This window comes from Salinifilum aidingensis (assembly GCF_054782015.1).
The window spans coordinates 86,730-110,345 of record NZ_BAAGTH010000008.1 but is presented as its reverse complement, the minus strand read 5'-3'; the positions used below and the strand labels follow the sequence as shown (position 1 = coordinate 110,345).

General features: G+C 67.5%; 26 protein-coding genes. 7 read left to right on the top strand and 19 right to left on the bottom strand.

The genetic code is table 11. The annotated features are described in order from the left end of the window. Positions 1-16: 16 nt before the first annotated feature. From ACYVJE_RS12605 to ACYVJE_RS12590, 4 genes are all read right to left on the bottom strand, one after another. Positions 17-631 carry a hypothetical protein gene (locus tag ACYVJE_RS12605; RefSeq protein ID WP_461144585.1) on the bottom strand — a complete coding sequence of 205 codons (615 nt, stop codon included), beginning with the start codon at positions 629-631 and terminating at the stop codon, positions 17-19. A 92-nt stretch (positions 632-723) separates the two neighbouring features. Then, a complete protein-coding gene (locus tag ACYVJE_RS12600) occupies positions 724-1,080 on the bottom strand; it encodes a hypothetical protein (protein ID WP_461144584.1) in 357 nt (118 codons plus the stop codon). Next, positions 1,081-2,811, bottom strand: a complete 1,731-nt coding sequence (locus ACYVJE_RS12595) for an alpha/beta hydrolase (protein ID WP_461144583.1) — start codon at positions 2,809-2,811, stop codon at positions 1,081-1,083. 6 nt (positions 2,812-2,817) lie between these two features. Further along, positions 2,818-3,090, bottom strand: a complete 273-nt coding sequence (locus ACYVJE_RS12590) for a hypothetical protein (RefSeq protein ID WP_461144582.1) — start codon at positions 3,088-3,090, stop codon at positions 2,818-2,820. Positions 3,091-4,010: 920 nt separating this feature from the next. Between ACYVJE_RS12590 and ACYVJE_RS12585 the strand changes: the two genes are divergently transcribed. Next, complete coding sequence (locus ACYVJE_RS12585) at positions 4,011-4,898, top strand: Kiwa anti-phage protein KwaB-like domain-containing protein (RefSeq protein ID WP_461144581.1); 888 nt, start codon at positions 4,011-4,013, stop codon at positions 4,896-4,898. A gap of 44 nt (positions 4,899-4,942) precedes the next feature. Here the strand turns inward: ACYVJE_RS12585 and ACYVJE_RS12580 are convergent, their stop codons facing one another. From ACYVJE_RS12580 to ACYVJE_RS12565, 4 genes are all read right to left on the bottom strand, one after another. Beyond that, positions 4,943-5,062 carry a helix-turn-helix domain-containing protein gene (locus ACYVJE_RS12580; RefSeq protein WP_461144580.1) on the bottom strand — a complete coding sequence of 40 codons (120 nt, stop codon included), beginning with the start codon at positions 5,060-5,062 and terminating at the stop codon, positions 4,943-4,945. 739 nt (positions 5,063-5,801) lie between these two features. After that, entirely contained in the window at positions 5,802-6,149 is a 348-nt protein-coding gene (locus ACYVJE_RS12575; protein ID WP_461144579.1) for a tyrosine-type recombinase/integrase, read from the bottom strand. 517 nt (positions 6,150-6,666) lie between these two features. Then, positions 6,667-7,098 carry a hypothetical protein gene (locus ACYVJE_RS12570; protein ID WP_461144578.1) on the bottom strand — a complete coding sequence of 144 codons (432 nt, stop codon included), beginning with the start codon at positions 7,096-7,098 and terminating at the stop codon, positions 6,667-6,669. Positions 7,099-7,189: 91 nt separating this feature from the next. Beyond that, positions 7,190-7,753, bottom strand: coding sequence for a helix-turn-helix domain-containing protein (locus tag ACYVJE_RS12565; RefSeq protein WP_461144577.1), 564 nt, complete (start codon positions 7,751-7,753; stop codon positions 7,190-7,192). A 271-nt stretch (positions 7,754-8,024) separates the two neighbouring features. Between ACYVJE_RS12565 and ACYVJE_RS12560 the strand changes: the two genes are divergently transcribed. Then, entirely contained in the window at positions 8,025-8,426 is a 402-nt protein-coding gene (locus ACYVJE_RS12560) for a hypothetical protein (protein WP_461144576.1), read from the top strand. Positions 8,427-8,478: 52 nt separating this feature from the next. Here the strand turns inward: ACYVJE_RS12560 and ACYVJE_RS12555 are convergent, their stop codons facing one another. Further along, complete coding sequence (locus tag ACYVJE_RS12555; protein ID WP_461144575.1) at positions 8,479-8,886, bottom strand: hypothetical protein; 408 nt, start codon at positions 8,884-8,886, stop codon at positions 8,479-8,481. Positions 8,887-9,575: 689 nt separating this feature from the next. Here ACYVJE_RS12555 and ACYVJE_RS12550 point away from each other — a divergent pair. After that, complete coding sequence (locus ACYVJE_RS12550; protein WP_461144574.1) at positions 9,576-10,169, top strand: dihydrofolate reductase family protein; 594 nt, start codon at positions 9,576-9,578, stop codon at positions 10,167-10,169. A gap of 678 nt (positions 10,170-10,847) precedes the next feature. Here ACYVJE_RS12550 and ACYVJE_RS12545 read toward each other — a convergent pair. Further along, positions 10,848-11,258: a cupin domain-containing protein gene (locus tag ACYVJE_RS12545; protein ID WP_461144573.1), complete on the bottom strand. Its 411-nt coding sequence runs from the start codon at positions 11,256-11,258 to the stop codon at positions 10,848-10,850. A 391-nt stretch (positions 11,259-11,649) separates the two neighbouring features. Between ACYVJE_RS12545 and ACYVJE_RS12540 the strand changes: the two genes are divergently transcribed. Next, positions 11,650-12,219, top strand: a complete 570-nt coding sequence (locus ACYVJE_RS12540; RefSeq protein ID WP_461144572.1) for a DUF421 domain-containing protein — start codon at positions 11,650-11,652, stop codon at positions 12,217-12,219. Positions 12,220-12,465: 246 nt separating this feature from the next. On the opposite strand, the gene ACYVJE_RS12535 is transcribed toward ACYVJE_RS12540, so the two are convergent. Further along, positions 12,466-13,500, bottom strand: a complete 1,035-nt coding sequence (locus ACYVJE_RS12535; protein WP_461144571.1) for a C40 family peptidase — start codon at positions 13,498-13,500, stop codon at positions 12,466-12,468. A 274-nt stretch (positions 13,501-13,774) separates the two neighbouring features. Between ACYVJE_RS12535 and ACYVJE_RS12530 the strand changes: the two genes are divergently transcribed. Further along, positions 13,775-14,431 (top strand): DsbA family oxidoreductase, encoded by a 657-nt coding sequence (locus ACYVJE_RS12530; protein ID WP_461144570.1) that lies wholly within the window; start codon positions 13,775-13,777, stop codon positions 14,429-14,431. A gap of 88 nt (positions 14,432-14,519) precedes the next feature. Here ACYVJE_RS12530 and ACYVJE_RS12525 read toward each other — a convergent pair whose 3' ends face one another. From ACYVJE_RS12525 to ACYVJE_RS12495, 7 genes are all read right to left on the bottom strand, one after another. After that, positions 14,520-15,794 (bottom strand): GAF domain-containing protein, encoded by a 1,275-nt coding sequence (locus ACYVJE_RS12525; RefSeq protein ID WP_461144569.1) that lies wholly within the window; start codon positions 15,792-15,794, stop codon positions 14,520-14,522. A 208-nt stretch (positions 15,795-16,002) separates the two neighbouring features. Next, positions 16,003-17,136 (bottom strand): acetoin dehydrogenase dihydrolipoyllysine-residue acetyltransferase subunit, encoded by a 1,134-nt coding sequence (locus ACYVJE_RS12520; RefSeq protein ID WP_461144568.1) that lies wholly within the window; start codon positions 17,134-17,136, stop codon positions 16,003-16,005. A 7-nt stretch (positions 17,137-17,143) separates the two neighbouring features. Further along, a complete protein-coding gene (locus ACYVJE_RS12515; protein WP_459159384.1) occupies positions 17,144-18,157 on the bottom strand; it encodes an alpha-ketoacid dehydrogenase subunit beta in 1,014 nt (337 codons plus the stop codon). A 14-nt stretch (positions 18,158-18,171) separates the two neighbouring features. Continuing rightward, positions 18,172-19,167 carry a thiamine pyrophosphate-dependent dehydrogenase E1 component subunit alpha gene (locus ACYVJE_RS12510; RefSeq protein ID WP_461144567.1) on the bottom strand — a complete coding sequence of 332 codons (996 nt, stop codon included), beginning with the start codon at positions 19,165-19,167 and terminating at the stop codon, positions 18,172-18,174. A 59-nt stretch (positions 19,168-19,226) separates the two neighbouring features. Continuing rightward, positions 19,227-19,409, bottom strand: coding sequence for a hypothetical protein (locus tag ACYVJE_RS12505; RefSeq protein WP_461144566.1), 183 nt, complete (start codon positions 19,407-19,409; stop codon positions 19,227-19,229). A gap of 8 nt (positions 19,410-19,417) precedes the next feature. Continuing rightward, a complete protein-coding gene (locus ACYVJE_RS12500; RefSeq protein ID WP_461144565.1) occupies positions 19,418-20,542 on the bottom strand; it encodes an ATP-NAD kinase family protein in 1,125 nt (374 codons plus the stop codon). Between the two features lie 231 nt (positions 20,543-20,773). Continuing rightward, the gene (locus ACYVJE_RS12495) at positions 20,774-21,211 is read right to left on the bottom strand and encodes a MarR family winged helix-turn-helix transcriptional regulator (protein WP_459159389.1); all 438 of its coding nucleotides are present in this window, start codon (positions 21,209-21,211) and stop codon (positions 20,774-20,776) included. Positions 21,212-21,300: 89 nt separating this feature from the next. Between ACYVJE_RS12495 and ACYVJE_RS12490 the strand changes: the two genes are divergently transcribed. Next, the gene (locus ACYVJE_RS12490) at positions 21,301-21,882 is read left to right on the top strand and encodes a quercetin 2,3-dioxygenase (protein ID WP_461144564.1); all 582 of its coding nucleotides are present in this window, start codon (positions 21,301-21,303) and stop codon (positions 21,880-21,882) included. Positions 21,883-22,209: 327 nt separating this feature from the next. Then, positions 22,210-22,887 (top strand): haloacid dehalogenase type II, encoded by a 678-nt coding sequence (locus ACYVJE_RS12485; protein ID WP_461144563.1) that lies wholly within the window; start codon positions 22,210-22,212, stop codon positions 22,885-22,887. Between the two features lie 48 nt (positions 22,888-22,935). Here ACYVJE_RS12485 and ACYVJE_RS12480 read toward each other — a convergent pair whose 3' ends face one another. After that, positions 22,936-23,610, bottom strand: a complete 675-nt coding sequence (locus ACYVJE_RS12480; RefSeq protein WP_459159392.1) for a potassium channel family protein — start codon at positions 23,608-23,610, stop codon at positions 22,936-22,938. Between the last annotated feature and the right edge of the window lie 6 nt (positions 23,611-23,616).

Genomic DNA, 23,616 nt, shown 5'->3' with positions numbered 1-23,616 from the left:
CGATCAAGTTCTTGGTTTACGATGCAAGGAGGTCGAAGTGAAATCCCATGACGATGAGCACAAATCCTGCCCACTGGGCAGCATGGCGAAATTTTCCGAGGCGGATGATCGCAGCAACGGCCTGCACTAGATGTTGGCCAAACAGCGCATAGGCAGCCAATACGGCCCATTGCCAGAATAGGGCAAGAATATAGCTAATGATCTTTTGGTAAAGAGGGTCGTCTCCTGTGGAGTTGACTATAAAATATAGCCCTGCGAGGTAAGCTGGGCCAAGGGTCAGTATACCCAGGGCATCCCACGCTAGCATGGCTTTCCAGGTCTTATGGAGAAGGAGGGATTCTGCCTCGGTGTCAACCCTTTTTAGTTTTTCCTTGCTCTTTTTGTATGCCTTTCTGCGTATTGCGGAGCGTATTCTGGAAAACCAGCTGCTGAACTGAGCCAGCCAGTCTGCGAACCGTGTAAACCGCTCGGGGCCAATAAGGTCTAGGACGACGACAGCGCCGCCAGTGAACTGGAGGAGCTTCCCGATGCGTGCCCACCACAGCAGCGGAAGTCCCCACATCGCGAAGTCTTCGAGCTTGGTGCCCGACCACCACAGGCCCCAGGCTTCCCAGTAGCCAACATCCACCATGACAGGGGCGGATCACTCATCCTCACTCACACTCGGCAGCGCGCCGATCATAGTGTCTCGGCGTGCATGTTAAACACGGCGAAGAGGTCTGTTCATCCCAGGGTGAAGAGTCGGCCAATGATAGCCAGGATCACGATAGCGCCGCCAACGGCAAGTCCGAACAGCAGGCTGGCGTAGAACGAGGATGAGGATGTCTGTTTCCGCGCGAGAAATCCCCCCGCAGTCCACAGCGGAAATACGATGATGAGCATGAAGACCCCGTTCATCTGGTCCTGGGCACGCTCACTGCCGTCATACTGCTCTGTTGGTACTCCGCCGAGGTTATCGAACGCGCCCGTAACGGCCTCGAAGACCGTGAGTGTCAAGGCGATGACCATCATTGCCCAGCCAAGCACATGGTAGCCGCGCCCGCTGTAGTTGCTGTCTTGCTTGCTCGCTTCACTGGTCAATTAGCGTCCTTCAGGGTGCAGTGGTTGCGGGCTCCCTGTTGCCTGGCCGGCAACCACACGTCCCATGCGATCAACGGTCTTCTCGTCCGTGAAGTAGTCGCTGTGACGGGAGAAGGTCTCGGTGGGCAACTCGGATGCGCCGAACAGTGGGTCGGCGGGGTCTGTTCCGAACCAGCCGTTCGGCACGGCCTTGATCTCGTCGAAGCCATTCATGCCAACCCAGATGTGTTCCGGTGGAACGCCCAGCTGGCTCGCGTGGTATGCCCCGGTGCCGGGAGAGCCGAGGAGAACCATGTCGTCGACCGGCAGACCATGGTCTTGAGCAGCGTAACCGATGGCCGTGGTGCCGTAGCTGTGGCCGATGATCGTGTTATGGCTTGGCGCATCGCCCTCGTGGGAGGCTCGAAGCCCCTCCTGGAACTTAGCGATGTCCTCGGAGGCACTGTCGGCGTAGCGGTCCGCGCCAGCGTAATACAGCTGAGACGGCGATTCGTAATCAACGTATGTGACGTTCGCGAAAGACTCGTTGAGTGCGAACTGTTCGGCCTTCCCTTTGATGTCCTCGCCGTGTCCGACGTAGTTCATCGCGTCGCCAAGGTCTGAGAACGTTCCCGGAACCACTGTCGACACGTTGTCCGCCGTGTCGGGGTTGCCGGATGCGATGATGACCTGCCCCCGATTGTTCGCGGTTGAGTCGATCGACAGAAGGTACTTATCCGGGCGCTTTGCGGTTTCAGCCACCTGATCCAGGCCCGCGAGTGCATCCTCGAGCTGCCGCTTTTCACCACCCAGAGGCATACGGGGGTTCGCCCGCAGGTTCGCTTTCACGATCTTCAAGCGCTGGATCAAGTTGTTGCGCTGTTGGTTGAGGAGGGAGACGTTGGCCTGATGTCGTACCGGGGTCGGCAAACCATCAGCATCCCCGACCATTTTGGGGAAGCGATCGACCAGGTCGGTGCGCTGGGCTGTGGACATCGACGCCCATGCTGCGCTGACAGCTGCTGGACTGTTAACCAGCGCCTTCTCCAACAGACCCTTAGTGGCGTTGGTGGCGCTCGACTCCATCTCGGTAGCAGCCTGAGCGAGTCCACCAGCGGCACCGCTGGCCGGGTGGACACCGTCCTGGGCCCACTTCTCCACTTGGCCGATGTCCTTGAGCTGGGCCTTGGCCTGGTCTATGGCGTTGACGAACGTCTCGTGGGCGGCACATTCCTTCTGCCGGGCGCCTTCGACGGTGGCCTTGGCTTCTTCCCACACGGCTTGCTGCCGGTGCATCTCGGCCAGGGCCGCCTCGTAGGCCGCCTTATCCTTCAAGTACTGCTCGGACTGGGCAGCGGTCGCTCTCCCCTTGAGCGGCTCGGGCTTGCTCATCTCCGGCCCCTTCGGCGGCAGGATGAGGTTCTCCCCCATGAGCTTGAGGCCACCGTCCCGGGCCACCTGCTTGGCCTGCTCCATCCGCGCCTGCACAGTGTCGATCTCATCAGCCCACGCCTCATGGGCGCGCGCCACCGTGGGATACACCTCGGCGAGCCGGTCGCCATCGGTGCCTTGCGTCTTCGCCCAGCCCTGGAACGACTCCGAAGCGGCACCTTCCCACTCGCCAGCAGCACGGGTACGCGCCTGGTGTACGCCGGTCGCCGAGCTCTCGGTGCCTCCGCCGAGCTTGCGCAGTTCCCGCGCGAACGAGCGTGCCTCGCCGGGGTTGCCGGCGACGTAGGTGTTCAGCGTCATCGGTTGTCACTGCCCCAGGTTGTGGAAGAGTCCCGCGTTGTTGTCGTCGGTGGAGGTGTAGTCGGCCTTGTTGGCATCCAGGTCGGAGGCACCCCGGTGCAGGGTCTCGACGAACCCGGCGGTGACGCGCAGCAGATCGGCCACCGTGGCGGCAGCGGCCGCGCTCGACGGACCGAGGTCCGGAGTCGCTGGTGGTTGCGCCTGCCCGAGCTCGCTGGTGGACCGTTCGATCCCGCCTGCCAGCGCAGACAGCGTTGCCGGCTCAACCCGCACGTTCACCCTGGAAGCCTCCCCACAGAAGATCACTGATCTGTACCGGAGACGCACCGTACCGGACGATCAGCTACGCGGGGATGCGGGTTTCTACTTATCATCACCCGTGATCACTCAGACGGAGCAACATGGGAACGCACACTTAGTAGATCTGATGAAGACCTTGACACGGCGTAAGATCTAGACCAAGATCATCTTACGGAAGGAATTCGATTACATGTTAAGGTGCGGCATTGAATCCTGGATAATGCTAGGTGTTCTGTTTAGAGATCCGATTGGGTCTCCGTGTAGGCGAAAGCAGGGTAAGTCTGCCGCCCTAGGAAGTTAGTCGCATCCGAAAGGGTGGATCTTATGGTGTAACTTACGACAAGGAATTAGCGTGCTAGCGAAGCCTCTGCTTCTTTTTTCTTCTTATGCGCCACTGTTTGCCCTCCTGGCAATCAGGTTTGACTCGGTCAAATTGGTGCTCGTTTGCGTTTTCTTAGCTAGCTTGGGGGTAATTTCTCTTGTGTTGTTATTATTTCTACATCGAAGGAGCCGTATCCCCCCGGGTATACATCGCATAGAGGAGGCGCGGGATGCTGGAGCTGAGGCAGGTGCATATCTTGGAACCTATTTGCTTCCTTTTGTCACGGTGTCCACTCCTTCAGCACGAGATTTTATCGCATATGTTGGATTCATGGTGGTCGTGGCATCAATATACCTACATTCTTCGATAGTGCAAATAAACCCCCTTCTGTACTTGTTTGGATACAAGATCCAATCTATATTGGACAGCAATGGATTGCGTGCTTATATGATAACTCGACAATCAGTTGGCAAGGGGGACGAGATACGAGCAACTAGGTTTAAGGACCCGGTTCTAATAAATCGGCCGCCGGGCCGTTGTTAGCATATTATCCGTCTATCTATATGGAGGATTTGCGATGAAAGAAGATAAAAGTCCTGCCTGTCTAGTTGTTGCTTGGCGAGACAGGAAAAAAGCGACAGGACGTCTTGTTAAGTCAGGAGGTGAAGTTGTTGAGCTGTTGAGAGGGTACGCGGAAGCTACACTACAGAAAATCGAAGAAGGAAATGGGCGTACATACGACCCAAATGGAGAGAAAGATGATGAGGTATATTACCTAACAACAGATCGAGAAGAAGTTTTCGATTCGGATTTGCTGGATGAGATATGGAAAGGGGACTCGCTCCCTGTTGTCTCTCAAGGTGAACTGAAGCGACAGTCTTTTGTGTTGTATGCACTAATTATTGGCGACGATCTAGATAATCGCTATATGTTTATCCGAAGGGTGAATCCGGTAAAGCTTGCAACGAAGAGCATCGTGACGCGCTGGTTTGACGAAACCCTGGACAGGGTCGAAGATCCGATCCTGTCTTTCGACAACAATTTCGACGTTGTGTTTACCCCTAACAGTATAAATATTCTCGATCAGAATAAATTTGAGGATATATTCCGGGATAGTGAGGCTGTGCTTGAGCAAGCTCAGAAGTGGGCTGATGATATCGCAGACGAACTTCCAGTAGAGCTAGAGGGAGTAGAATACTTAAAGAGGAGGATTCGAGAGAATTCATCCTATCGACGTCGCGCATATAGCATCCGAAATGGAAGCAATTTGAAGTACCTAACAATTGAGATTCTAAAGAAGAGTGCCCTAGAAAACGGATTAGATCCGAATGAAATCATAAAAGATGGACGCCTAGTTTTCAGCAAGGAGCACGAAAAGACTTTGCTGGCGCTTTTGAATGAGGATTTGTGGGTAGGGGATTTTTCTGGGGATCAATACTCTGCAACACGAAAAACGAAGCGATAGTGAATATCCTTCGTGTTTTAATAGAACATTCATGCAAGACGATTCTACCAGGTATGCAACGTCTGCCGGGAGACGCCGCACTGGGCCGCCACGGCCTGCTTCGGTTCACCACGCTCGACCGCCAAGACGGCCCGATACCGCTGCTCGACAACCGACAACTTCACCAGAGCCAATCTGGCCTCCCGATCACCGCCACCAGGACGGCAATCAGCAAAGCCGATCAGGCCCCCTGTCAAGCATCAGGTGAGACCGGTGTGTCAAGCATCTCCCGGGACCGCACAACCGTGTCGGCGTCCGTGCTGTGAGAACTTTCTGTACGTCTTCAAGCCGCCCCGCGAAGCGGGGCGGACGCGGCCAAGGGCCGGGCGACCTGGCGCGCCGCTCCGCGGGCTCCGCTCTGCGCCGGCCGGTCGCCGCCGGCTTGGCTTCGCGCGGCCAGCATCGCGGTTTGCTGTGAAGCCGCAAAACGTTGCGCACAGTACTCTGCTGGCGTGGTCGGCACCGGCCTGGTGCTGGCCGTCCATCCCGCTGCCGCCGCATGATCAAAGCCGGGAACATCGGAGTCAACCCGGAACGGCTCGCGAGCGCGGTGCAGGCCCTGCGGGTGGTGGTTCCGGGTTGACACCGATAACCCCGGCAGTGAGGCGGCAAGGACAGCGGGATGGAGGCGAGTGCGTGTCGTCGTCTGGGGACCATGTGGGGACCACACGCGGTGCACGGCCCCGAACGATCCGCTGGTCGACCAACGTCGCTCATGGACCGCGCACCGCGCGTGAACTGCGATGACTCCAACCAAGCACTACTGGGGGTCAGGGGGTCGTGGGTTCAAATCCCGCCGTCCCGACCAGCGCGAGCGGGCCGCCGGCACACACCGGCGGCCCGTTTTGACATCGACGGGTGACATCAGTCCTCGCTCAGGAAGCGGTCCATCCGGCTCGACATCTCCTGCTTGCTGTCGTCGAGCACGTGGGCGTAGATGTTCATGGTCACGCCGATGGAGCTGTGCCCGAGCTGCTCCATGACCTCGCGGTCACTCGCGTCGTGCGTCTTCAGGAACATCGCACCGGTGTGCCGCAGGTCGTGCACGCGCACGTGTTCCAGTTCGGCGGTCTTCAGCAGCGACCCGAGCACCCGGTTGACGCTGCGGCTCGCCGAACACGATCCGGCCCTTGACCCGCTGGACGGTGCGGCGCACGCGCAGTTCGCCGGTGGACAGGTCCACGTCCGACCAGGCCAGGCCCAGGGCTCCACCCCGGCGCAGCCCGGTGGCGAGGTAGATCAACCAGAGGGCGCACAGCCAGCGCTGCTGGGCGTGCTCGACCAGCCGGCGGGCGTCGCGGTTCCATCGGGGCGACCTCGTGGTCGGTGGTGCTCGGCGGTGACACGAGCTCGGCGACGTTGCGACCGCTCAGTTCCTCGCGCACGGCGTGCTGCAACGCGCTGCGCAGGACCGCGTGGATGCAGCGCGCGGTCCGCGGGGAGAGCACCTTGCCCCTGGCTGCCCGGCTGCCGGCCGCGGTCACGAGCAGGCCCAGCGTGGGCGCGTTCCGCTCACTGCGACCTGCAACGCTCGGCGAGCCCGGCCAGGGGCGAGGACTTCGCCCCGCCGGTGGCGGGCGCGCGGCGGTGCATCGCCTTGACGGTTTCGCGCACGCCGGGATTGTGCCGCACGAGCTCGGTGCGGCCCGCTCAGCGGACAGCAAGTACTGCAACGCCGGTTCGTCGTCGGCGATCATGCTCTGTGCCCGTGCGACGTCGATCATGTGCGTCACGCGTCGTTCCACGGGGAGATGGTCCACCACGACCGAGGGGCCGTGCTCGACGACGCAAGGCACATCGCCGAGGTCCAGAGCGGCTGCCATGCGGTGCAGTTCGACGTTCGTGGGACCGAAGCGGTCTGCCAGCAGTTGCCGTCCTCGTTGAGGCTCCGCGCAGCGGAGGAAGCCCGCCGCAGCAGCTCCGTCGCGGTCTGACGATTCTGCCGCCGAGCGGCCGCGATGGCGGTGCGCAGGTGCAACATGCCGTACAGGCTCAGCGCGGACGGATCGCGCCTGGCCATCTGCGGAGCCAGCCATTCCGAGGCGGTGTTGCCCAGCGACAGCACGTCGTCGAACCGGCCGACCGCCAGGAGCGCGTGCGTTCCGGCCCGCGATGCCGAAGCCAGCACGAGCGGATCCCCGGAGCGGTCGGCGGCCTGCATGGCTCGTTCGGCAGCGATCCAGGACAGGTCGGCCTCGCCGACCTCGCTCAGCGCGGTGGCGGCGAGGTGGTGCGTCCGGGCTGAGACGGCCTCAACACGCCTGCACGTCGCCCTCACTCGCGTTCGCCGCATCCTCGAGCTGCTGCGCCGTTTCGACGAGGCCGGACAGCGAGGAGACCGCGCGCCCGAGATATCCGGACTGGTAGCTGTCCCAGGCCTGCTCGACGAAGTGAACCGAGGCCGACGGGTTGACGTTGACCGGCGGGGCAGCAGTGCCGAACAGGGTGCGGGACAACCGGCGCGGGGACATGAGGGCATCGCGCACGGCCGGGATGTCGTCGTGGTCCTCGTCGTCCTCCATGAGCACCGGTTGGCCGAACAGGTCGGCCACGGTCACCCGCAGCGCACGAGCCACGTCCGAGATGACGTCCAACCGGCGGACGTCGCGCTCACCGCGTTCGATCTTGCTCAGGTAGACGCGAATCAGTTTGGCGTTTTCCGCTGCCTCGACAGCAGCAATGAACATGCGGCCTTCGGAGTAACCGAATGAGAGCCACTTTTCGGTGTACGATTCAGCTTCTCGGGAATCGCCGACCAGGCCGTTCAGTTCTTCGCCAAATTGCTGGATACTTTTGTGGTTCGCTTTGAAGCCCACGAGTCACCTCGGTACCGTTCTTGGTGGCTGCGCTGCATTGTTGGCAACTTATCATCTTCCTGGTACTGTTTTCCAGAATGTCATGCTGAGTAGCAGTAACGGTCTGATGAGCACTGGAGGGCAGATGGAGCGGCAAGGGCTCGTCTTGTCGGCGGAGATGGTTGGCACGCCTGCTAGCTTGCCACCGTACTGCGTTCGACACGGGCGCCCTGCTTTTCGGCGGCGGGACTTCGCGCTCCAGTCGCGCGCTCAGCCGCAGGGAAGCCGTTTCATGAGTGCCAACGCTCTCGGTGTGGCCGGCCGTCTTGGTGAGAAGGCGCGGAAAGTGCAGATCGTCGGCGTGCGTGACTGGCCGCTCTGCGAGCGGTGCGCACGGACGCGGATGATTTTGTTCACGCTCACGCAGGTCGTGTTCTGGCTGGCACTCGTACTGATCTTGGGTGCGTTCATAGCAGCTGCCATCATTAATCGTCAGAGCGCTGTGCTTGGCGGATTCGCTGTACTTGGGTTCGCGCTGCTGCTCAGCTCGGCGTTCGTGTTCTCCGCAGCATCCGTGCCTCGCTTGGTCCAAGCCCGTGCTTCCGAAGATGGAACCTACGTAATCATCAATCGTCCTCATCAAAACTTCGTGGACGCTGTGCCGGCCGGTGATTCAGGCCCGAAGACCCTCTAACTTCTCGGCTACCTTGTCGACGCACCCGCAAAAATGCCGCGTTTCGGGCGCGTCATCCCAAGCGCTCGATCGTCTTGTTCACAACCCAGGCGAGCTTGCCGGGATCCTCGCCGGTCACGTCGCCCAAGGGCTGCGGCAGCTTCTGGCTGACCTCGTCAGTTCCCGGCCCCTCAACCTGCTGCAAGTCGGTGGTCTTCCGCAGGATGTCGTGCAACTTGTCCCTCGCCTTCTCGTGCTGCTCGACGAGTCCGGGGACCTGCTCGACATCGACGCTGAACGAGGGTTGCTCCGCTCCACCGCTGCCGTCGTTGACGTGCGTGTTCACCGTCACCAACCGGCGCGCCACGGCAAAACCCGTCAACGGTGCGGCAGCCGGCTCGGCCGTGGTGGTCTCGCTGCCGAGCGTCGTCGGCAACGGCAGCGGCGGCGCGGCGTTCGGAACGGTCGTGTTCTCGGCCATCCGTCCCCCAAGCTGGGTCTCGATCGGTCTTGATCCAGAAGCACTCTACAAGCCCGCGTAGCCTGCAGGTAGGAACGCGGAAAACACCGCCGTGACCTGAGCGCAACCCAGCCACGCAGGTTGAACCGAAGTGGAACTGGCTCACTGCCGTCCATCAGGTGAGATCGGTGTGCCAAGCATCTCCCGAGACCGCACAGCCTCGCCGGTGCCTTGTTGGGTCTCGGGTGATGGTTGACGTTGTGGTTCCACCTGGTGCTTGACGTGAGGGCTGTGCAGGGCGGGCACTGGCCCGCTGTTCGGGTCCAACATCAACCCCCGCGGACGCTCCCCGACTGGACAGGACCAAGGACTCGACCTCCCGGCCTGTCTCGTCGGGGGATCGACCAGCGGGACGCGTATGAGCCGCTCGTCTCGACGCCGCATCAGGCACGCGGGTGAACCTCCGCAGTGCTCGACCAGCGATCGCCAAGCACGCGGCCGACCGGCTGCGCGTCACGCTCGTGCCCACCACGCTGGTGAGGCATGCTCTTCGAGGTGCGCGCGGCATTATCCCCCGGCATCGCATCAGGCAGCGCGGTCGCCAGTGGCCGCTTCAGCGATGAGTTCTGGACTCACCGCCCGTCCAACCTTGTAACGCCGGGGGCCATGACGCATCGGGCGGCCACCGACGGCGCAGAAAGGTCACGACCATGTCTGAACTCCTCGTAGACTTCATCACCTCCCTCGACGGCTGCGCTTCAGGTGAGGGCTGGCCAGGATGGTGGGGGCTGGAAGGACCCGAATATCTCGGTTGGGTCGGCGAGCAGCCCGAGGCCACCTACCTGATGGGAGCGAACACCTACCGCCAGATGTCAGGCTTCGCCGCCGGCGAGGTCCCGGAGGGCCTGGACGAGTTCAGGGCCGAAGAAGAGGCGTCCGTCGACGAGCTCACGCAAGCGCCCAAGGTGGTGTTCTCCTCCTCGCTCGAGGAGCCACTGACGTGGGCCAACTCCACGCTCGTCCGCGACGACGCCGTCGAGACGGTCCGCGCCATGAAGGAGAACGGCTCGGGGCTCCTGAGCACGATCGGCAGCCTCAGCCTGTGCCGGTCGCTACTAGGAGCCGGACTCGTCGATCGCTTCCGAGTGGTCATGTTCCCGGTGATCACCGGCGCCACGGGAGCCGAGCGCATCTACGACGGTTACCCGGACGTCGCCCTCGAGATGATCGACCACCGCACCTTCGACGGGCGTACTCAACTGGTCGAATACCGCCCCACCGTGCTCGCGCCCCGGGGCACGTGACCGTGCGTCAATAGCGGAACTCCCACTGAGACAGCCGCGGTCTGGTGTGCGAACGCGAGGGAGTCATGAACTGGTACGTCACTGACCAGGGATGTCTCACATGCCTAGTGCGGTGAAAATCTCCCTGAAGGGGGCCAACCGTTACGCCACCAGTGATACGAAGGCCCCGGTCCGCGGCGTGTGACGGCCAAGCCGATGAGGCCCCCTGTGAAGCATCAGGTGAGACCGGTGTGTCAAGCATCTCCCGGGACCGCACAGCGCCGCCGGTGCCCGTGCTGTGAGAACTTTCTGCACGTCTTCAAGCCGCCCCGCGAAGCGGGGCGGACGCGGCCAAGAGCCGGGCGACTTGGCGCGCCGCTCCGCAGGCTCCGCTCTGCGCCGGTCGGTCGCCGCCGGCTTGGCTCGCGCGGCGCGTCTCGCGGGAGCGGACTTGAAGGACGCAGCGTTGCGCCCAGCACGAGCGGCCGGCGGGTTCGGTGGTCATGGCCGTCCCTCCCGCTGCCGCCGCGTGAACAAAGCCGGGAACATCGGGGTCAACCCGGAACGACTCGCGAGCGCGGTGCCGAGTGGGCAGGTGGCGGTCCCGGGTTGACACCGATAACCCCGGCAGTGCGGCGGCGAGGACAGCGGGATGGTGGCGCATGCGCATCGGCAGGGTGACCTGCGGATATTCCGAAGCTACGCGAACGAGTCGTCGTGTGCAGCAGTCAGTGAACTCTCCGCGTCGCCGGTGTTGACCACACCGACTGGTTCCACGAGCATCGCGTGAACCTCGCCTCGGGCGATCGGGCAATGCTCCACGCCCCGAGGAACGACGAACAGCTGACCAGGTCGCAGACGCACGTCTTCGTCGCGCATCTGGATCGTCAACTCCCCGTCGATGACCAGGAACAGCTCGTCGGTGTCGTCATGGGTGTGCCAGACGAACTCGCCTTCGACTTTCACGAGCTTGATCTCGTGGTCGTTGAGCCGAGCTACCGTCTTCGGCGACCAGTGTTCGGAGAACAGGGACAACTTCTCGGCGATATCGACCGGATGATGAGCCACGAGCTCAGTCTCGCACGCCGAGCACGTGCTCTCCAGGATCATGTGCTCACATCCGCGCCTGCCCTCAACCGCCGTTGCGGGAGCGGTCCCTCCGGCTCGACATCTCCCGCTTGCTGTCGTCGAGCAGGGGCAGACGCCCGTGCCGCCCGGTGGAGCTGTGCCCGAGCTGTTCCATCCAGGTCGAGGGCTTCCCGGCTCGGCCCGGTGACGGAGCGGAGCAGCCGGAGCGCGCGACCAGCGCCGGGGCCGGGGAACTGCTGCGTCTACAGCGGACACCCGCGGCCCGTGGCGAGTGCGCACGCGCCGTGACACCGTCCTGCCTGCACCCCCGGCAGGTCGATCGCGGAACTCGGACGGGATCGTTGGATCGTTGCTCCTCCGGGGTATCCGGAATGCCGCGCGATCAGCAGGTGCGGGAAGGATGTGATGGGTTTTGCTGTCTCAGCTGGGAAGCTCGGGGAACACGATCGCGGTGGTCGTGATCAGCACGATCGGCGTGTACTTGGCGCTGATCCTGTTCTCCCGGATCGCCGGGTTGCGCTCGTTCGCCGAGATGACGAACTTCGACCTGGCCGCCACGGTCATCTTCGGGTCGATGTCCGCGACGACGGCGGTGAGCACGTCCACGTCGCTGCTGCAGGGAGTCGTGGCGCTCGCGGTGCTGTTCGCGGTGCAAGCCGGGATCGCCTACTTGCGCCGGCGGAAACGCGTCGAACGGACCGTGGACAGTCGCCCGCTGCTGCTGATGGACGGCACAACGGTGCTGACCGGGAACCTGGCGCGCGCCCGCATGACCGACGACGACCTGCGCTCGAAATTGCGGCTGGCGGGAGTGGTCCGGTCCGAGCAGGTGGCTGCGGTGGTGCTGGAGACCACGGGCACGGTTTCGGTGCTCACCGTCGATGCGCAAGGTCGGTCGCTCGATCCGACGTTGCTGCAGTCGGTCGCCGGTGCCGACCGGCTCCGTTCGAAGCTCGCGGACGAGGACTCCTCCGAGCCGTAGGGACCGGTCGAGCGCGCCGAACCCGTGCGGGGCGGCTCAACGCGGGTCGGCCCGCGGGGCAGGCGGCGCGCGGTGCCGACGCGCTCGCCGCGCGGGCCGTGAACAGCCCGCATCCGCGCTGGCGCACCCGAATTTCCTGCGCGTGTGCCGCGAATGCATCGTGCGACTGTTTGCTCAGCCCCTGCCTCCGGGCTCGCCCGGGGCCCGCTCGGCTCCGCGTCCCGGCTCGAGCGACGAGCTCAGAGGTCAGCCGACCACCCGCCGGATGGAGTGGAGGTCGCCGATGTCCTGGTAGTCGTCGACCTTGACGTCCTCGCCTTCGGTCGGTGCGTGCACCGCCTGCCCGTTGCCGATGTAGATCGCGTTGTGGCTGGCCGAGCTGTAGTAGAAGATGACGTCGCCGGGCTTGATCTCGCCCTGGGACACGCTGCGGCCCGCGTTGACCTGGCTGCGGGTGGAGGCGGGCAGGTCGACGCCCGCTTGCTCGTAAGACCACTGCACCAGCCCGGAGCAGTCGAACTGGTCCGGCCCCTTGGCGCCCCAGACGTACGGTGAGCCCTGCTTGCCCAACGCGGCGTTGACCGCGGCCACCGCCGCACCCGAACCATCGATCGCCCCGACGTTCGTGGAATCGCCGCTGAGCGCCTGCTGCTCCTGCTCGCTGAGGCGCTGGTACTGCTGCTTGACCGCGGTGATCTGCTCGTCCATCGCCTGCTTGCGCCGGGCGATCGCGCGTTCCAGCCGAGTGGCCTTCTCCGCGGCTGCGGCTGCCTCGTCCCGGGATCTCCGCGCCTGGTGTTCAGCGTCTTCGGCTTGCCGGGTGGCCTTCGCCAGCTCGGTGATCGCCTCGTTGTTGTCGGCGGCGAGCTTGTCCAGCACCGCGGCCCGGTCGAGGTAGTCCTCCGGGGCACCGCTGGCCATCAACGCGGGGACCTGGTTGAGCCGGGCCCCCTGGTAGGAGGCGGCGGTGAGCTCGTCCACCTTGCCGCGCAGCGCGTTTTCCTCGGCACGAGCGCGCTGCGCCGTCCGCTCGGCACGAGCTGCTGCGGATTCGGCCCGCTGATGGGCTCGTTCCCGCGCGGCGTGGTCCTCCCGGGCCTTCTTGTAGTCCTCGGTGAGGATCTCGGCCTTGCGCGTCAGGTCTTCGAGGCGCTGGGCGGCCTCCGAGGAGTTCTCGGGCGGGTCCGGGGCGGCGCTCGCGACCGGGGAACCGATGCCGAGGACGGCGATCAGCGCCGTGGCCGCGGCGACGCGGTTCCGGGTCGGGGCGGAGTGGGGCATCGGGGGTGTCTCCATCGCTCTCGTCGAACGAGGGGTCGGACGGTGACCCCGCGCGTTGTCGGCAAGGGCGGGGTCCGGGCGGGGAGCATGCCGTCGCGATCCCGTGTTTCGCTCGAAAGGAGTAATATCAGCGAGATCACGAAAACGTCAAATTCCGGTAACCGCGGTGGTGGGCGCACGTGGCGGGGCCGTGGTAGAACCGGCATTGATCCGGTGGTGCGCTCCGATGGTGCGCGCAGGTACCCGTGACCGAACGCGGAGAGGACCGGCGGCGATGACGACGGTGGTGGTCTGGTCGGACGTGCACTGCCCGTGGGCGGCGGTGGCGGTGCACCGGCTGCGCGCCGCCCGCGACGCCGAAGGCCTCGATGTCGTGCTCGACCAGCGCGCGTGGCCGCTGGAGCTGGTCAACGGGCGCGGCATCCCGTACGACGTCGTGCCGGTGGAGGCGGCCGTGCTCGCCTCGCTCGAACCGGAGCTGTTCACCGCCTTCGGACAGGAGCCGCGGCCGTCCACGGCGATGCCCGCGTTCGAGCTCATCGCCGCGGCCCGTCGGGCGCAGGGCGCGCGTGCCGCGGAGGACGTCGACTACCACGTGCGGTTGGCCTACTTCCGCGACGGTGTGGACATCAGCATCCGGGCGGGGCTGTGGCAGGTGCTCACCGCCGCCGCGGAGCACCACCCCGAGCTCGACGCGGGGCGGATCCTCGACGTCTGGGACTCCGAACCGGTGCGCGCCGACGTGCTGGCGGACTACCGGCGCAGCCACGAGCTGCCGATCCGGGGGAGCCCGCAGATCTTCTGGCCGGACGGGACGAGCACCCACAACCCGGGCATGACCGATCACCAGTGGGTGCGCGGCATCCCGCGCGTCGGTACCACGGACCCGGACGCGCCGCACCGGCTGCTGCTGGAGCACCTCGGGCGGTGACTCCGGGGAGGTTCCGCCGGCCGGCTCCGCCTCCAGTCCGATGTGGATTCCCGCGGGAGCGTTCGCGGCGCCGGGCCCGCGCGGGGTGTCAACAGGTGCGCAACCGCAGCACCCCCGGGGCCGCGCTCTCCGGCAGCGGTTCGGCGGGTGGCTCCGGGTGCAGCACCCGCACGTCGACGCGCTCGTCGAAGCGGTACGGGCGCTGGGCGAGCACCCCGCCGAGATGGCGCCGCAGCCGGGACATCTCGGCGCGGGTGGTGGTGGTGCGGTCGGCATCGCCGAACAGGTCCCCGGCCAGCGCGGCGGCGCTGCGCCCCTCGGGCGTGCGCGCCAGCACGTACAGGATCTCGGCGTGGCGCGGGGTCAGCCGGTGCTCCCACGTGCCGCTGGGGCCGCTCACGGTGAGCGTGCAGCCGCTCGTCCGCCGCAGGTCCAACTGGGCGGTGGTGCACGCCGGCGGCCCGTCGCCGCCGGGCCGCAGCAACCAGCCACCGGGCAGCGGCTCGGCCGCGCACGGTCCCAGCGCCGGGACCCACGTCTCGGCGTCCTCACCGAATTCGGGCAGCAGCACGCGGTCGACCGGGGTGGTGCCGGAGACCGCCGCGACCCAGCCGTGCCGGTCGACGACGAGCGCGGGCGAGGTGCCGCGGGCGAGCAGCGGGGCGGAGACCGCCCGCAACCGCTCCAGTTCCTCCTGGTGGGCGGTGCGCAGGTGCATCTCGCCGAGCTTGGCGACCGCGTCGACCAGGGCGAGCGTGCTCGCGTGCACCGTGGCCGCCGGGCCGCTGACGTCGACGACGCCGAGGACCGCACCGCTGGCGGGGTCGTTGATCGGTGAGGCCGAGCAGGTCCACGGGTGGTGCGTGCGCACGTAGTGCTCGGCGGAGTACACCTGCACGGGACGGCCGGTGGCCAGGGCGGTGCCGATCGCGTTCGTGCCGACGGTGCGCTCGCTCCAGTCGGCGCCCTCGACGAAGGTCAACGCGTCCGCCCGGCGGCGCACCGCGGAGCTGCCGTCGCGCCACAGCACGCGGCCGTCGGCGTCGGCGATGACCATGATGTGCGCGGCCGCGTCGGCGACGGCCACGAGCTCGCCGCGCAGCTGGGGCAGGAGCTCGCCGAGCTTGCAGGTGCGGCGCCGCCGCTCGACCTCGTCCGGTGGCAGCGGGGCCGGGTCGAAACCGCGGTCCGGGTCGAGCCCGCCGGCCCGCACGCGTGACCAGGACTGCGCGATGACGCCGCGCGGGCGCACCGGTGGGGAGGAGCCGCTCAGGGTCGCCTCGTGCACCGCCGCCAGCACGCGCGCGTACCTGCGCGGGTCCGTGCCCGTGGGCACAGCGGGTTCCAGCTGGTCACGACGCACCGGCGTCTCCCTCGGACGTGGCGCGGGGCGTGGTGCCCGCGGCGCGCCTCCTGCGCGCGCGGCTCCGATTCTGCCGACGTCGCAGCGCACGCGCCACGGAGACCGCGGACCGGATCGATCCGGTCCGGCGGTCCGGCCGGTGCGGCACGGAGCTGCCCTCCCCGGCCGAGGCGGGCAGCTCCCGGGGACGGCACCGGCGCGCCCGCGGTCACCGCTCGCCGGTGGCCGCGCCGACGGCCTCGACGACCGAGCGCGGCGCTTCCATGTGCACCATGTGGCCGGCCTCGTCGAGGCGGGTGAGCCGCACCGCTTCGGGCAGGGCGGCCGCGTTGTCCGCGGGCAGGATCCGGTCCTGCTCGCCCCACACCGCGATCACCGGCACGTCCAGTCCCGCGGTGAGGCGCTGCACGTCCACGGCCTGCACGTCGCCCTCGGCCACGAGCGCCCCCACCAGGGCCGACAGCGCCTCGCCGACCCCGTCGAGCCGCTTGTACTTCAGCAGGTCGTCCACGATCTGCCGCGTGGCCTGCGAGGAGTCGGCGAACAGCTCGCCGACGTGCGGTTTGAGCTCGCGGCGGGTGCCCGCCGCGGCGAACCCGCGGACGTAGTCGGCGTTGATCCGCGATCCGAACCCGGCCGGGGCGAGCAGGGTCAGCGAGGCGACCCGCTGCGGGGCGGCTTCCGCCGCGGAGGCGGACACGGCTCCGCCGAGCGAGTGCCCGACGAGGTGGGCGCGGGCGATGCCGAGCGCGTCGAGGAACCCGGTGACCGCCCGCGTGAGCGTGCCCAGCACGTCGCCGCCGCCGAGGTCCTTGCCCGAGGCGCCGTGGCCGGGCAGGTCCAGCGCGTACACCGGCCGCTGCTGGGCGAGGGGTTCCTGCACGAACAGCCAGGAGTTCTTGTCCCCGCCGTAGCCGTGCACCAGCACCAGCGGTTCGCCGGGGGCGTCCTCGCCGAGCACCGAGTAGCTCAGCGACCGGCCGTCCACGTCGGCGGTGTCCACGCGCGGGCCCGCCTCCTCCTCCACCTCCCCGGCGGCGATCTGCTCGGCGGCCTCGGTGGCCACCGCGTCGACCTCCTCGTCGGGGACCTCCTGCGGGGCGATGACGGCGATCGTGGCTCCCACGGGCGCGTCGGAGCCGACCCGGGCGACGATCCGGCGCAGCTGCCCCTCCCACGTGGACTCGATCGTGCCCGCGATCTTGTCGGTCTCCACCTCGGCGAGGTCGTCGCCGGAGCTGATCTCGTCGCCTTCGGCGGCGATCCACTCGGTGACCTTGCCCGTCTTCATCGACAGGCCCCATTTGGGCATGACCACCCGTTGAATCCGGTCGTCGGCCATGCGCCGCTCACCTCGTCCCTTCGACGGTCGTCTTCACCGCGTTCGCGACGCGCTGCGCGTCCGGGATGTAGAGGTCCTCCAGCGAGTCGGAGAACGGCACCGGCGTGTGCGGGGCGGTGACCATCTGCACCGGTGCGCGCAGCGCGTGGAAGGCCTGCGAGGCGACCTGCGCGCAGATGTCGGTGGCCACGTTGCACCGCGGTGTGGATTCGTCGACGACCACGAGCCGGCCGGTCTGCTCGACGCTCTCGACGATCGAGTCCATGTCCAGCGGGCTGGTGGTGCGCGGGTCGATCACCTCGCACTCGATGCCCGAGGAGGACAGGTCCTCGGCGGCGTCGCCGGCCACCGAGACCATCCGGCCGATGGCCACGACCGTGGCGTCGCGGCCTTCGCGGACGAACTCGGCCTCGCCGAACGGGATCGTGTAGCTCTCCTCCGGGACTTCGCCGGAGGTGTCGTACATGGTCTTGTGCTCGCAGAAGATCACCGGGTCGTCGTCGCGGATCGCCTGGGTCATCAACCCCTTCGCCTCGTACGGGTTCGAGGGCACCACGACCTTCAGGCCGGGCACGGAGGTGAACGTCCCGTACAGCGTCTGCGAGTGCTGCGCGGCGGCGCGCAGCCCGGCCCCGTACATGGTGCGGATGACGACGGGGGTGACGGCCTTGCCGCCGAACATGTACCGGAACTTCGCCGCCTGGTTGAAGATCTGGTCGAAGCACACGCCCATGAAGTCCATGAACATCAGCTCGGCGACCGGGCGCATCCCGCGGGTGGCCGCGCCGATCGCCGCACCGATGAACCCGGACTCGGTGATCGGAGTGTCCAGCACGCGTCCCGGGAACTGGTGGTACAGTCCCTTGGTCACACCGAGCACACCGCCCCAGGCGTCCTCGGCCCCGGCCCCGCCGGCACCTCCGGCGTTGTCCTCGCCCATGACGATGACGTTCTCGTCGCGTTCCATCTCCTGCCGCAGCGCTTCGCTGAGCGCCTCGCGGTAACTGATCGTCCTGGCCATTGCGAACTCCTCGCTCAGTACGCGACGTACACGTCGGTTTCCAGGTCGGCTCGGGTGGGTTTGGGCGCTTCCTTGGCCCGCTGCACGGCGCCGTCGATCAGCGCGGACACTTCGCCGTCCACCGCGTCCAAGTCCGATGTGGACAGGCGGCCGGTTTCGGTGACCCGGTCGCGGAAGCGCTGCAGGCAGTCGCGTTCGGCGCGCGCCCGCGCGACCTCGTCGCCGCGGTAGGCCTGCTGGTCGCCCTCGAAGTGGCCGAAGTAGCGGGTGAAGGTGACCTCGATGAGCGTGGGGCCACCTCCCTCGCGGGCGCGGGCGACGGCCTCGCCGGCGGCTTCGTGCACGGCGAAGAAGTCGAACCCGTCGACGATGACGCCGGGCATGCCGAAACCGGCGGCCCGGTCGGCGATGTTGTCCGCCGCCACCGACCACGTGCTCGCGGTCGCTTCGGCGTAGCCGTTGTTCTCCGCGACGAACACGGCCGGCAAGTTCCACACCGCGGCGAGGTTCATCGCCTCCAGCGTGGTGCCCTGGTTGCTGGCGCCGTCGCCGAAGAAGGCCACGCCCACACCACCGGTGCCGCGCTGCTTGGCGGCCAACGCGGTACCGCAGATCAGCGGCGGGCCGCCGCCGACGATGCCGTTGGCGCCGAGCATGCCCCTGGACAGATCGGCGATGTGCATCGACCCGCCCTTGCCGTGGCACGAGCCGGTGCTGCGGCCGTAGACCTCGGCCATCATCTCCGCGGGGTCCACGCCCTTGGCGATGCAGTGCCCGTGCCCGCGGTGGGTGCTGGCGATCGTGTCGCGCTCGTCCAGGTGCGCGCACACGCCGGCAGCCGAGGCCTCCTCGCCGGCGTAGAGGTGCACGAACCCGGGGATGTCGCCGGTGGCGAACTCCTCGTGCACGCGTTCCTCGAACGCGCGGATCGTGCGCATGGTGCGGTAGGCCTCGTGCAGTGCGGCCGAATCGAGATCCGGGGATCCCGGTGCCGCGAGGGTCTCGGTCATCTCGGTGCCTCCTCCACGTGGGATTGACCCGTTCACCGGTGGTCGTGCGACGGTCGTGCTCAACGCACCACCACGCCGCCGATCACCGCCGACTGGCCGGTCGTGCGGTCCGAGTCGGGACCGGCCAGGTAGGACACGGAACTGGCGACGTCCTCCGGCCGCTGCAGCCGTCCGAGCGCGATCGCCCGTCCGGTGCCCCGCCCCGCTCCGGTGACGACGGCGTTGGTCCCCTCGATGCTCATCGCGCTCCTCAACACGCCGTTGTGCCCGGTTGCGTTTCCCGCTGCGCGGCCGCGCCGCGCGCCGCGGCGGTCCTGCCGGCCCCGCCGGTGGTGCCGTCCTCGGTGCGCAGAAGGCCGCGGTCGGCCGCCAACCGCAGGACGGTGCCGATGTCGACCACGCGCGGTCCGGTGCGGCGCAGCGTGATGCGGACGGGGTCGCCGCCGCCGAACTCCAGCTCGCGCTCGCCGTCGAGGGCCACGGTCCCCGCGGGAACTGTGCTCAGCGCGCTGACCCCGTCGGTCATGCGCGAGGTGTCGAGCACCCCGACCGTGTCGAGCAGGCCCGGGGCGATCGGGGCGAGCACCGAGCGCGGCGCCGGCGCGGTGCCGGACAGGTGCACCGCGACGCCGTGCTCGTCCTCCGGGGCGGTGGGGTCGAGCTGGCCGGCGACGGCGGACAGGCCGATCGCCTGCGGCCGGGCGAAGGTGCAGTACAGCTCGCGCAGCGCGCCCACCCGCCACAGGGCCCGGGCGCCCACGTCGGTCTCGGTGGACACGCACACGTCGACCAGGGCTGGTTCCCGCGCCCGGCCGCACTCCACCCACAGCACCTTGGGGCGCCCGGCGGCCTCGTCGGCACCGATCCGACCGGTGGCGAGCAGGCTGATCGCCACGCCCGCCACGGTGGCCTCCCAGACCTGCGGGAAGGCGTTGTTCGTCCCGGTCGACAGCGGCAGCACCGGGGTGTCGCCGAGTTCCGGGACGGCGGCGCGGATCGTGCCGTCCCCGCCGAGCAGCGCGATCGCGTCGGCGCCCTGCGCGCGCATCCGGCGCACGAGATCGCGGGTGTCGGCGGCGGTTCCCTCCGGGGCCTCGGGGCGCAGGAAGGTGACTTCGGGGTGGGCGCCCGCGTCGCGCTGCTTGAGGTGCGCGCGTCGCACGGCCGCGGCGATCCCGGTGTCGTCGGCGGAGACGAGGACGCGGTCCACCGCGAGCCGCCCCGCCGCGGAGATCAACCGCAGCACCATGTTCGCCTTCTCGGCGTTCGGGAACACCGAGGCCTGCGCGACGAGCCGCCGGATGTCGCGCCCGGACATCGGGTTGGCGATCACACCGATCGTTGACGCACCCATCGCGGCCTCGGCCTCCAGCACGGCGTCACCAGCTCCATGTCCCAGTGATACTCGTCACAAAGGTGTGTGAGAAGGGTTGCAGCGGGGTTGCAAACCCCGCTGTGCACCATGCGCCAGTGCCGGGCTCGGCGCGCGCCGTGTGCCGCGATCAGGGCACGGCCCGGTGCGGTGCTCCGCGGCGTTGCTGCGGCGCGGGGTGGCGTTGCTGGGGGTGCGGGGTGCGGCCGCGGGCGCTGCGGCGCGCTCCGGTGTTCAGTCCTCGCGGACTGCGGGCGGCTCGCCCCACGGCTGGGCGAGGGCGGAGCGGAGGGCGGTGAACGCGTCGCGGCCGATGCGCTCGGCGAGGGCGTCTTCGACGTGTCCGATCGTCCGCAGCGCGCGGCGGTGGACGCGCTCGCCCTCGGCGGTGCGGCGGACCAGCCGGGTGCGCGCCGAGCCGGGGTCGGGTACCTGCTCGAGCAGTCCCGCTGCGATGAGCGCGTGCGCCGCCTGGTGCGCCGACTGCCGGGCGGTTCCGATCCGGCGCGCGAGTTCGGCGATCGAGGTCCCGTCCGGGTCGAGGTGGGCGAACACGGACGCCTGGGCCGCGGTCACGGGCTGTTCGCCGGCCTCGCGCATGCCGGTGAGCAGCGCGTCGTCGAACCAGCGCTTGGCCGCGGTGAGCAGTTGCGGCAGGTTCGGCTCGTTCATGGTCCCTCGCGGTGCGGTGGTCGGGCGGCGTCCCCGCGGCACGATATATGTCAGGTAACCTGACAGTGACACGTCGCAGGAGGTGGCACATGACGATGGAGTTCGCGACGCCGCACCGCTCGCGCTCGCACATCCCGCCCGAACCGGGAACGCCGTACTTCGTCGAGCAGGGGAGGGGAGACCGCGCGCACCTGTTCGGCGATCTGGTGACCGTCTACGCCGGCGGGGAGCAGACGGAGGGCACGTTCAACTTCTTCACCTGCGAGGGGCCGCAGGGCGACGTCATCCCGGCCCACAGCCATCCGAACACCTACGAGGTCTTCTACGTCACCGGCGGTGCCGTGCGCGTGTTCGTCGAGAACACCGCCGGAGAGCAGTACGAGAAGCTGCTCGGCGCCGGTGACTTCGGGTTCGTGCCGAAGAACTGCCCGCACGCCTACCGGATCGAACGGCACCACAGCCGCATCGTCGGCGTGGCGGCCGGCCCGGGCGGCACCTTCGAGCGGTTCTTCGAGAACCTGGGCGTGCCGACCGAGCAGCTCGGCCTGCCGCGGGAGCCCGTCGTCCCCGCCGCGGCGGACTTCGCCCGCGTGCCGCGCGAGTACGACGTGGAGTTCCTGCCGGAGCACACCTGGCACACCCCGAGCTTCCGCACCGGTGGCGAGGCCTGAACCGGCGCGCTCGGTCGGGGAGTCCGCGGATTGGCTGGTACGCGGTGGAAAGCGGCTGCGCCGCTTGCCTGGCGGACCGCTGCGGCCGAGCCGCGGCCAGCGTCCGCACCCCGGGCTCGGTCTCCAGCGCGAGGGCCGGGTCCCGTGCAGCCACCGGCGGCGCTCCTCCGGGGCGCGGTCGTGCTCCGGCCCGGGTCCGTCCTCCGAACGGAGGGAAGTGCGACCGCGGTCCGCGCGGACGGACACCCGAGGTCTCGTGCGTGGCACGATGACGGGGGTCGCGCCCGGCGACGGGCGGAGCGAGCACCGATCCAGCGAGGAGCTTCCATGCCGACCCGGCCGCACGCAGTGGTGTTCGACGTGATCGAGACGCTGATGTCCCTGGACCCGCTCCGCGACCGCTTCATCGACGTCGGCCTGTCCGGCAACCTGCTGGAGCACTGGTTCGACCGGGTGCTGCGCGAGGGCATGACGTTGACGCTGACCGGGGACTACGAGCCGTTCCCCGCGGTCGCGGCGACCTCGCTGCGGACGTTGTCGCGGGGGGAGCTCGACGACGACGCGGTGGACTACGTCCTCGCGGGCCTGGCCGAGCTCCCGGCGCACCCCGACGCCGAACCGGCGATGCGCACGCTGTCCGAGGCCGGGCTCCGGATGGTGTGCCTGAGCAACGGCACGACCGAGGCCACCACGAGCTTCCTCTCCCGCAGCGGTCTCGACGGCTACGTCGAGGAGGTCCTGACGGTGGCCGACGTGCCCGGCTGGAAACCCGTGACCGGGGTGTACGAGCACACGTTGCGGCGTCTCGGCCTGCCGGCGAACGAGGTCGCCCTCGTGGCGGTGCACGCCTTCGACTGCCACGGCGCCAAGCGCGCCGGGCTCACCGCGGGATGGGCCAGCCGTCTCGAGGGGCACTACTCCGACGTGTGCGCCCCACCGGACGTGACCGGGGAGGACCTCGTCGACGTCGCCGAGGCGTTGAAGGACATGCCCGCGCAGCCCTGAGGTGAGCCCGCCGCGCCGCCGTGCGCCGGACCCTGCGGGCGCCGGTGCTCAGGTCAGGTTGGCGAAGCGCTCGACATCGCCGGTCAGGCCGGAGATGATGAGCAGGTCGTCGGCGTGCAGCACCGTGCGCTGCGTGGCGTAGGTGAAGCCCTCGCCGGGGCGTTTGATGCCGACGATGGTGACGCGGTAGTGGCTGCGGATGCGGCTCTCCTCCAGCGGCTTGTCGAGCGAACCGGCCGGAGCGCGGGTCTTGGCGATCGCGAAGTCGTCCTCGAGCTGGATGTAGTCCAGCATGCGCCCGGTGACCAGGTGGGCGGTGCGCCGGCCCATGTCGTGCTCCGGCAGGACCACGTGGTTGGCGCCGACGCGCTCGAGGATGCGCGCGTGCTGCCGGGTCACCGCCTTCGCCCAGATGTGCGGGAGGCCCATGTCCGTCAGGTTCGACGTGGTCAGCACGCTCGACTCGAGGTCGTCACCGATGGCGTTGACCGCGGTGCGGTAGTGGTGCACGTCGAGCTGCCGGAGGCTTTCCGGGTCGGTCGCGTCGGTGACGGCGGCGTAGGCGACCGAATCGGCGAACTGGTGGATGACGTTCGGCCGGTTGTCCAGGGCGAGCACTTCGGAGCCCCGCTCGGTCAGTTCCGCGGCCAGGGAGCCGCCGAACCGGCCGAGCCCGATCACCACGACCCGGTCGCGGCGGTGCGGGCGGTGGGATTCAGCCAACGACGC

Excerpts from the sequence above, each read along its gene's own strand:
- ACYVJE_RS12605 (WP_461144585.1), bottom strand. The coding sequence starts at position 631 with ATGGTGGATGTTGGCTACTGGGAAGCCTGGGGCCTGTGGTGGTCGGGC.
- ACYVJE_RS12595 (WP_461144583.1), bottom strand. The coding sequence starts at position 2,811 with ATGACGCTGAACACCTACGTCGCCGGCAACCCCGGCGAGGCACGCTCG.
- ACYVJE_RS12585 (WP_461144581.1), top strand. The coding sequence starts at position 4,011 with ATGAAAGAAGATAAAAGTCCTGCCTGTCTAGTTGTTGCTTGGCGAGAC.
- ACYVJE_RS12570 (WP_461144578.1), bottom strand. The coding sequence starts at position 7,098 with ATGCAGGCCGCCGACCGCTCCGGGGATCCGCTCGTGCTGGCTTCGGCA.
- ACYVJE_RS12560 (WP_461144576.1), top strand. The coding sequence starts at position 8,025 with ATGAGTGCCAACGCTCTCGGTGTGGCCGGCCGTCTTGGTGAGAAGGCG.
- ACYVJE_RS12555 (WP_461144575.1), bottom strand. The coding sequence starts at position 8,886 with ATGGCCGAGAACACGACCGTTCCGAACGCCGCGCCGCCGCTGCCGTTG.
- ACYVJE_RS12550 (WP_461144574.1), top strand. The coding sequence starts at position 9,576 with ATGTCTGAACTCCTCGTAGACTTCATCACCTCCCTCGACGGCTGCGCT.
- ACYVJE_RS12545 (WP_461144573.1), bottom strand. The coding sequence starts at position 11,258 with ATGATCCTGGAGAGCACGTGCTCGGCGTGCGAGACTGAGCTCGTGGCT.
- ACYVJE_RS12535 (WP_461144571.1), bottom strand. The coding sequence starts at position 13,500 with ATGCCCCACTCCGCCCCGACCCGGAACCGCGTCGCCGCGGCCACGGCG.
- ACYVJE_RS12530 (WP_461144570.1), top strand. The coding sequence starts at position 13,775 with ATGACGACGGTGGTGGTCTGGTCGGACGTGCACTGCCCGTGGGCGGCG.
- ACYVJE_RS12520 (WP_461144568.1), bottom strand. The coding sequence starts at position 17,136 with ATGGCCGACGACCGGATTCAACGGGTGGTCATGCCCAAATGGGGCCTG.
- ACYVJE_RS12515 (WP_459159384.1), bottom strand. The coding sequence starts at position 18,157 with ATGGCCAGGACGATCAGTTACCGCGAGGCGCTCAGCGAAGCGCTGCGG.
- ACYVJE_RS12510 (WP_461144567.1), bottom strand. The coding sequence starts at position 19,167 with ATGACCGAGACCCTCGCGGCACCGGGATCCCCGGATCTCGATTCGGCC.
- ACYVJE_RS12505 (WP_461144566.1), bottom strand. The coding sequence starts at position 19,409 with ATGAGCATCGAGGGGACCAACGCCGTCGTCACCGGAGCGGGGCGGGGC.
- ACYVJE_RS12495 (WP_459159389.1), bottom strand. The coding sequence starts at position 21,211 with ATGAACGAGCCGAACCTGCCGCAACTGCTCACCGCGGCCAAGCGCTGG.
- ACYVJE_RS12490 (WP_461144564.1), top strand. The coding sequence starts at position 21,301 with ATGACGATGGAGTTCGCGACGCCGCACCGCTCGCGCTCGCACATCCCG.
- ACYVJE_RS12485 (WP_461144563.1), top strand. The coding sequence starts at position 22,210 with ATGCCGACCCGGCCGCACGCAGTGGTGTTCGACGTGATCGAGACGCTG.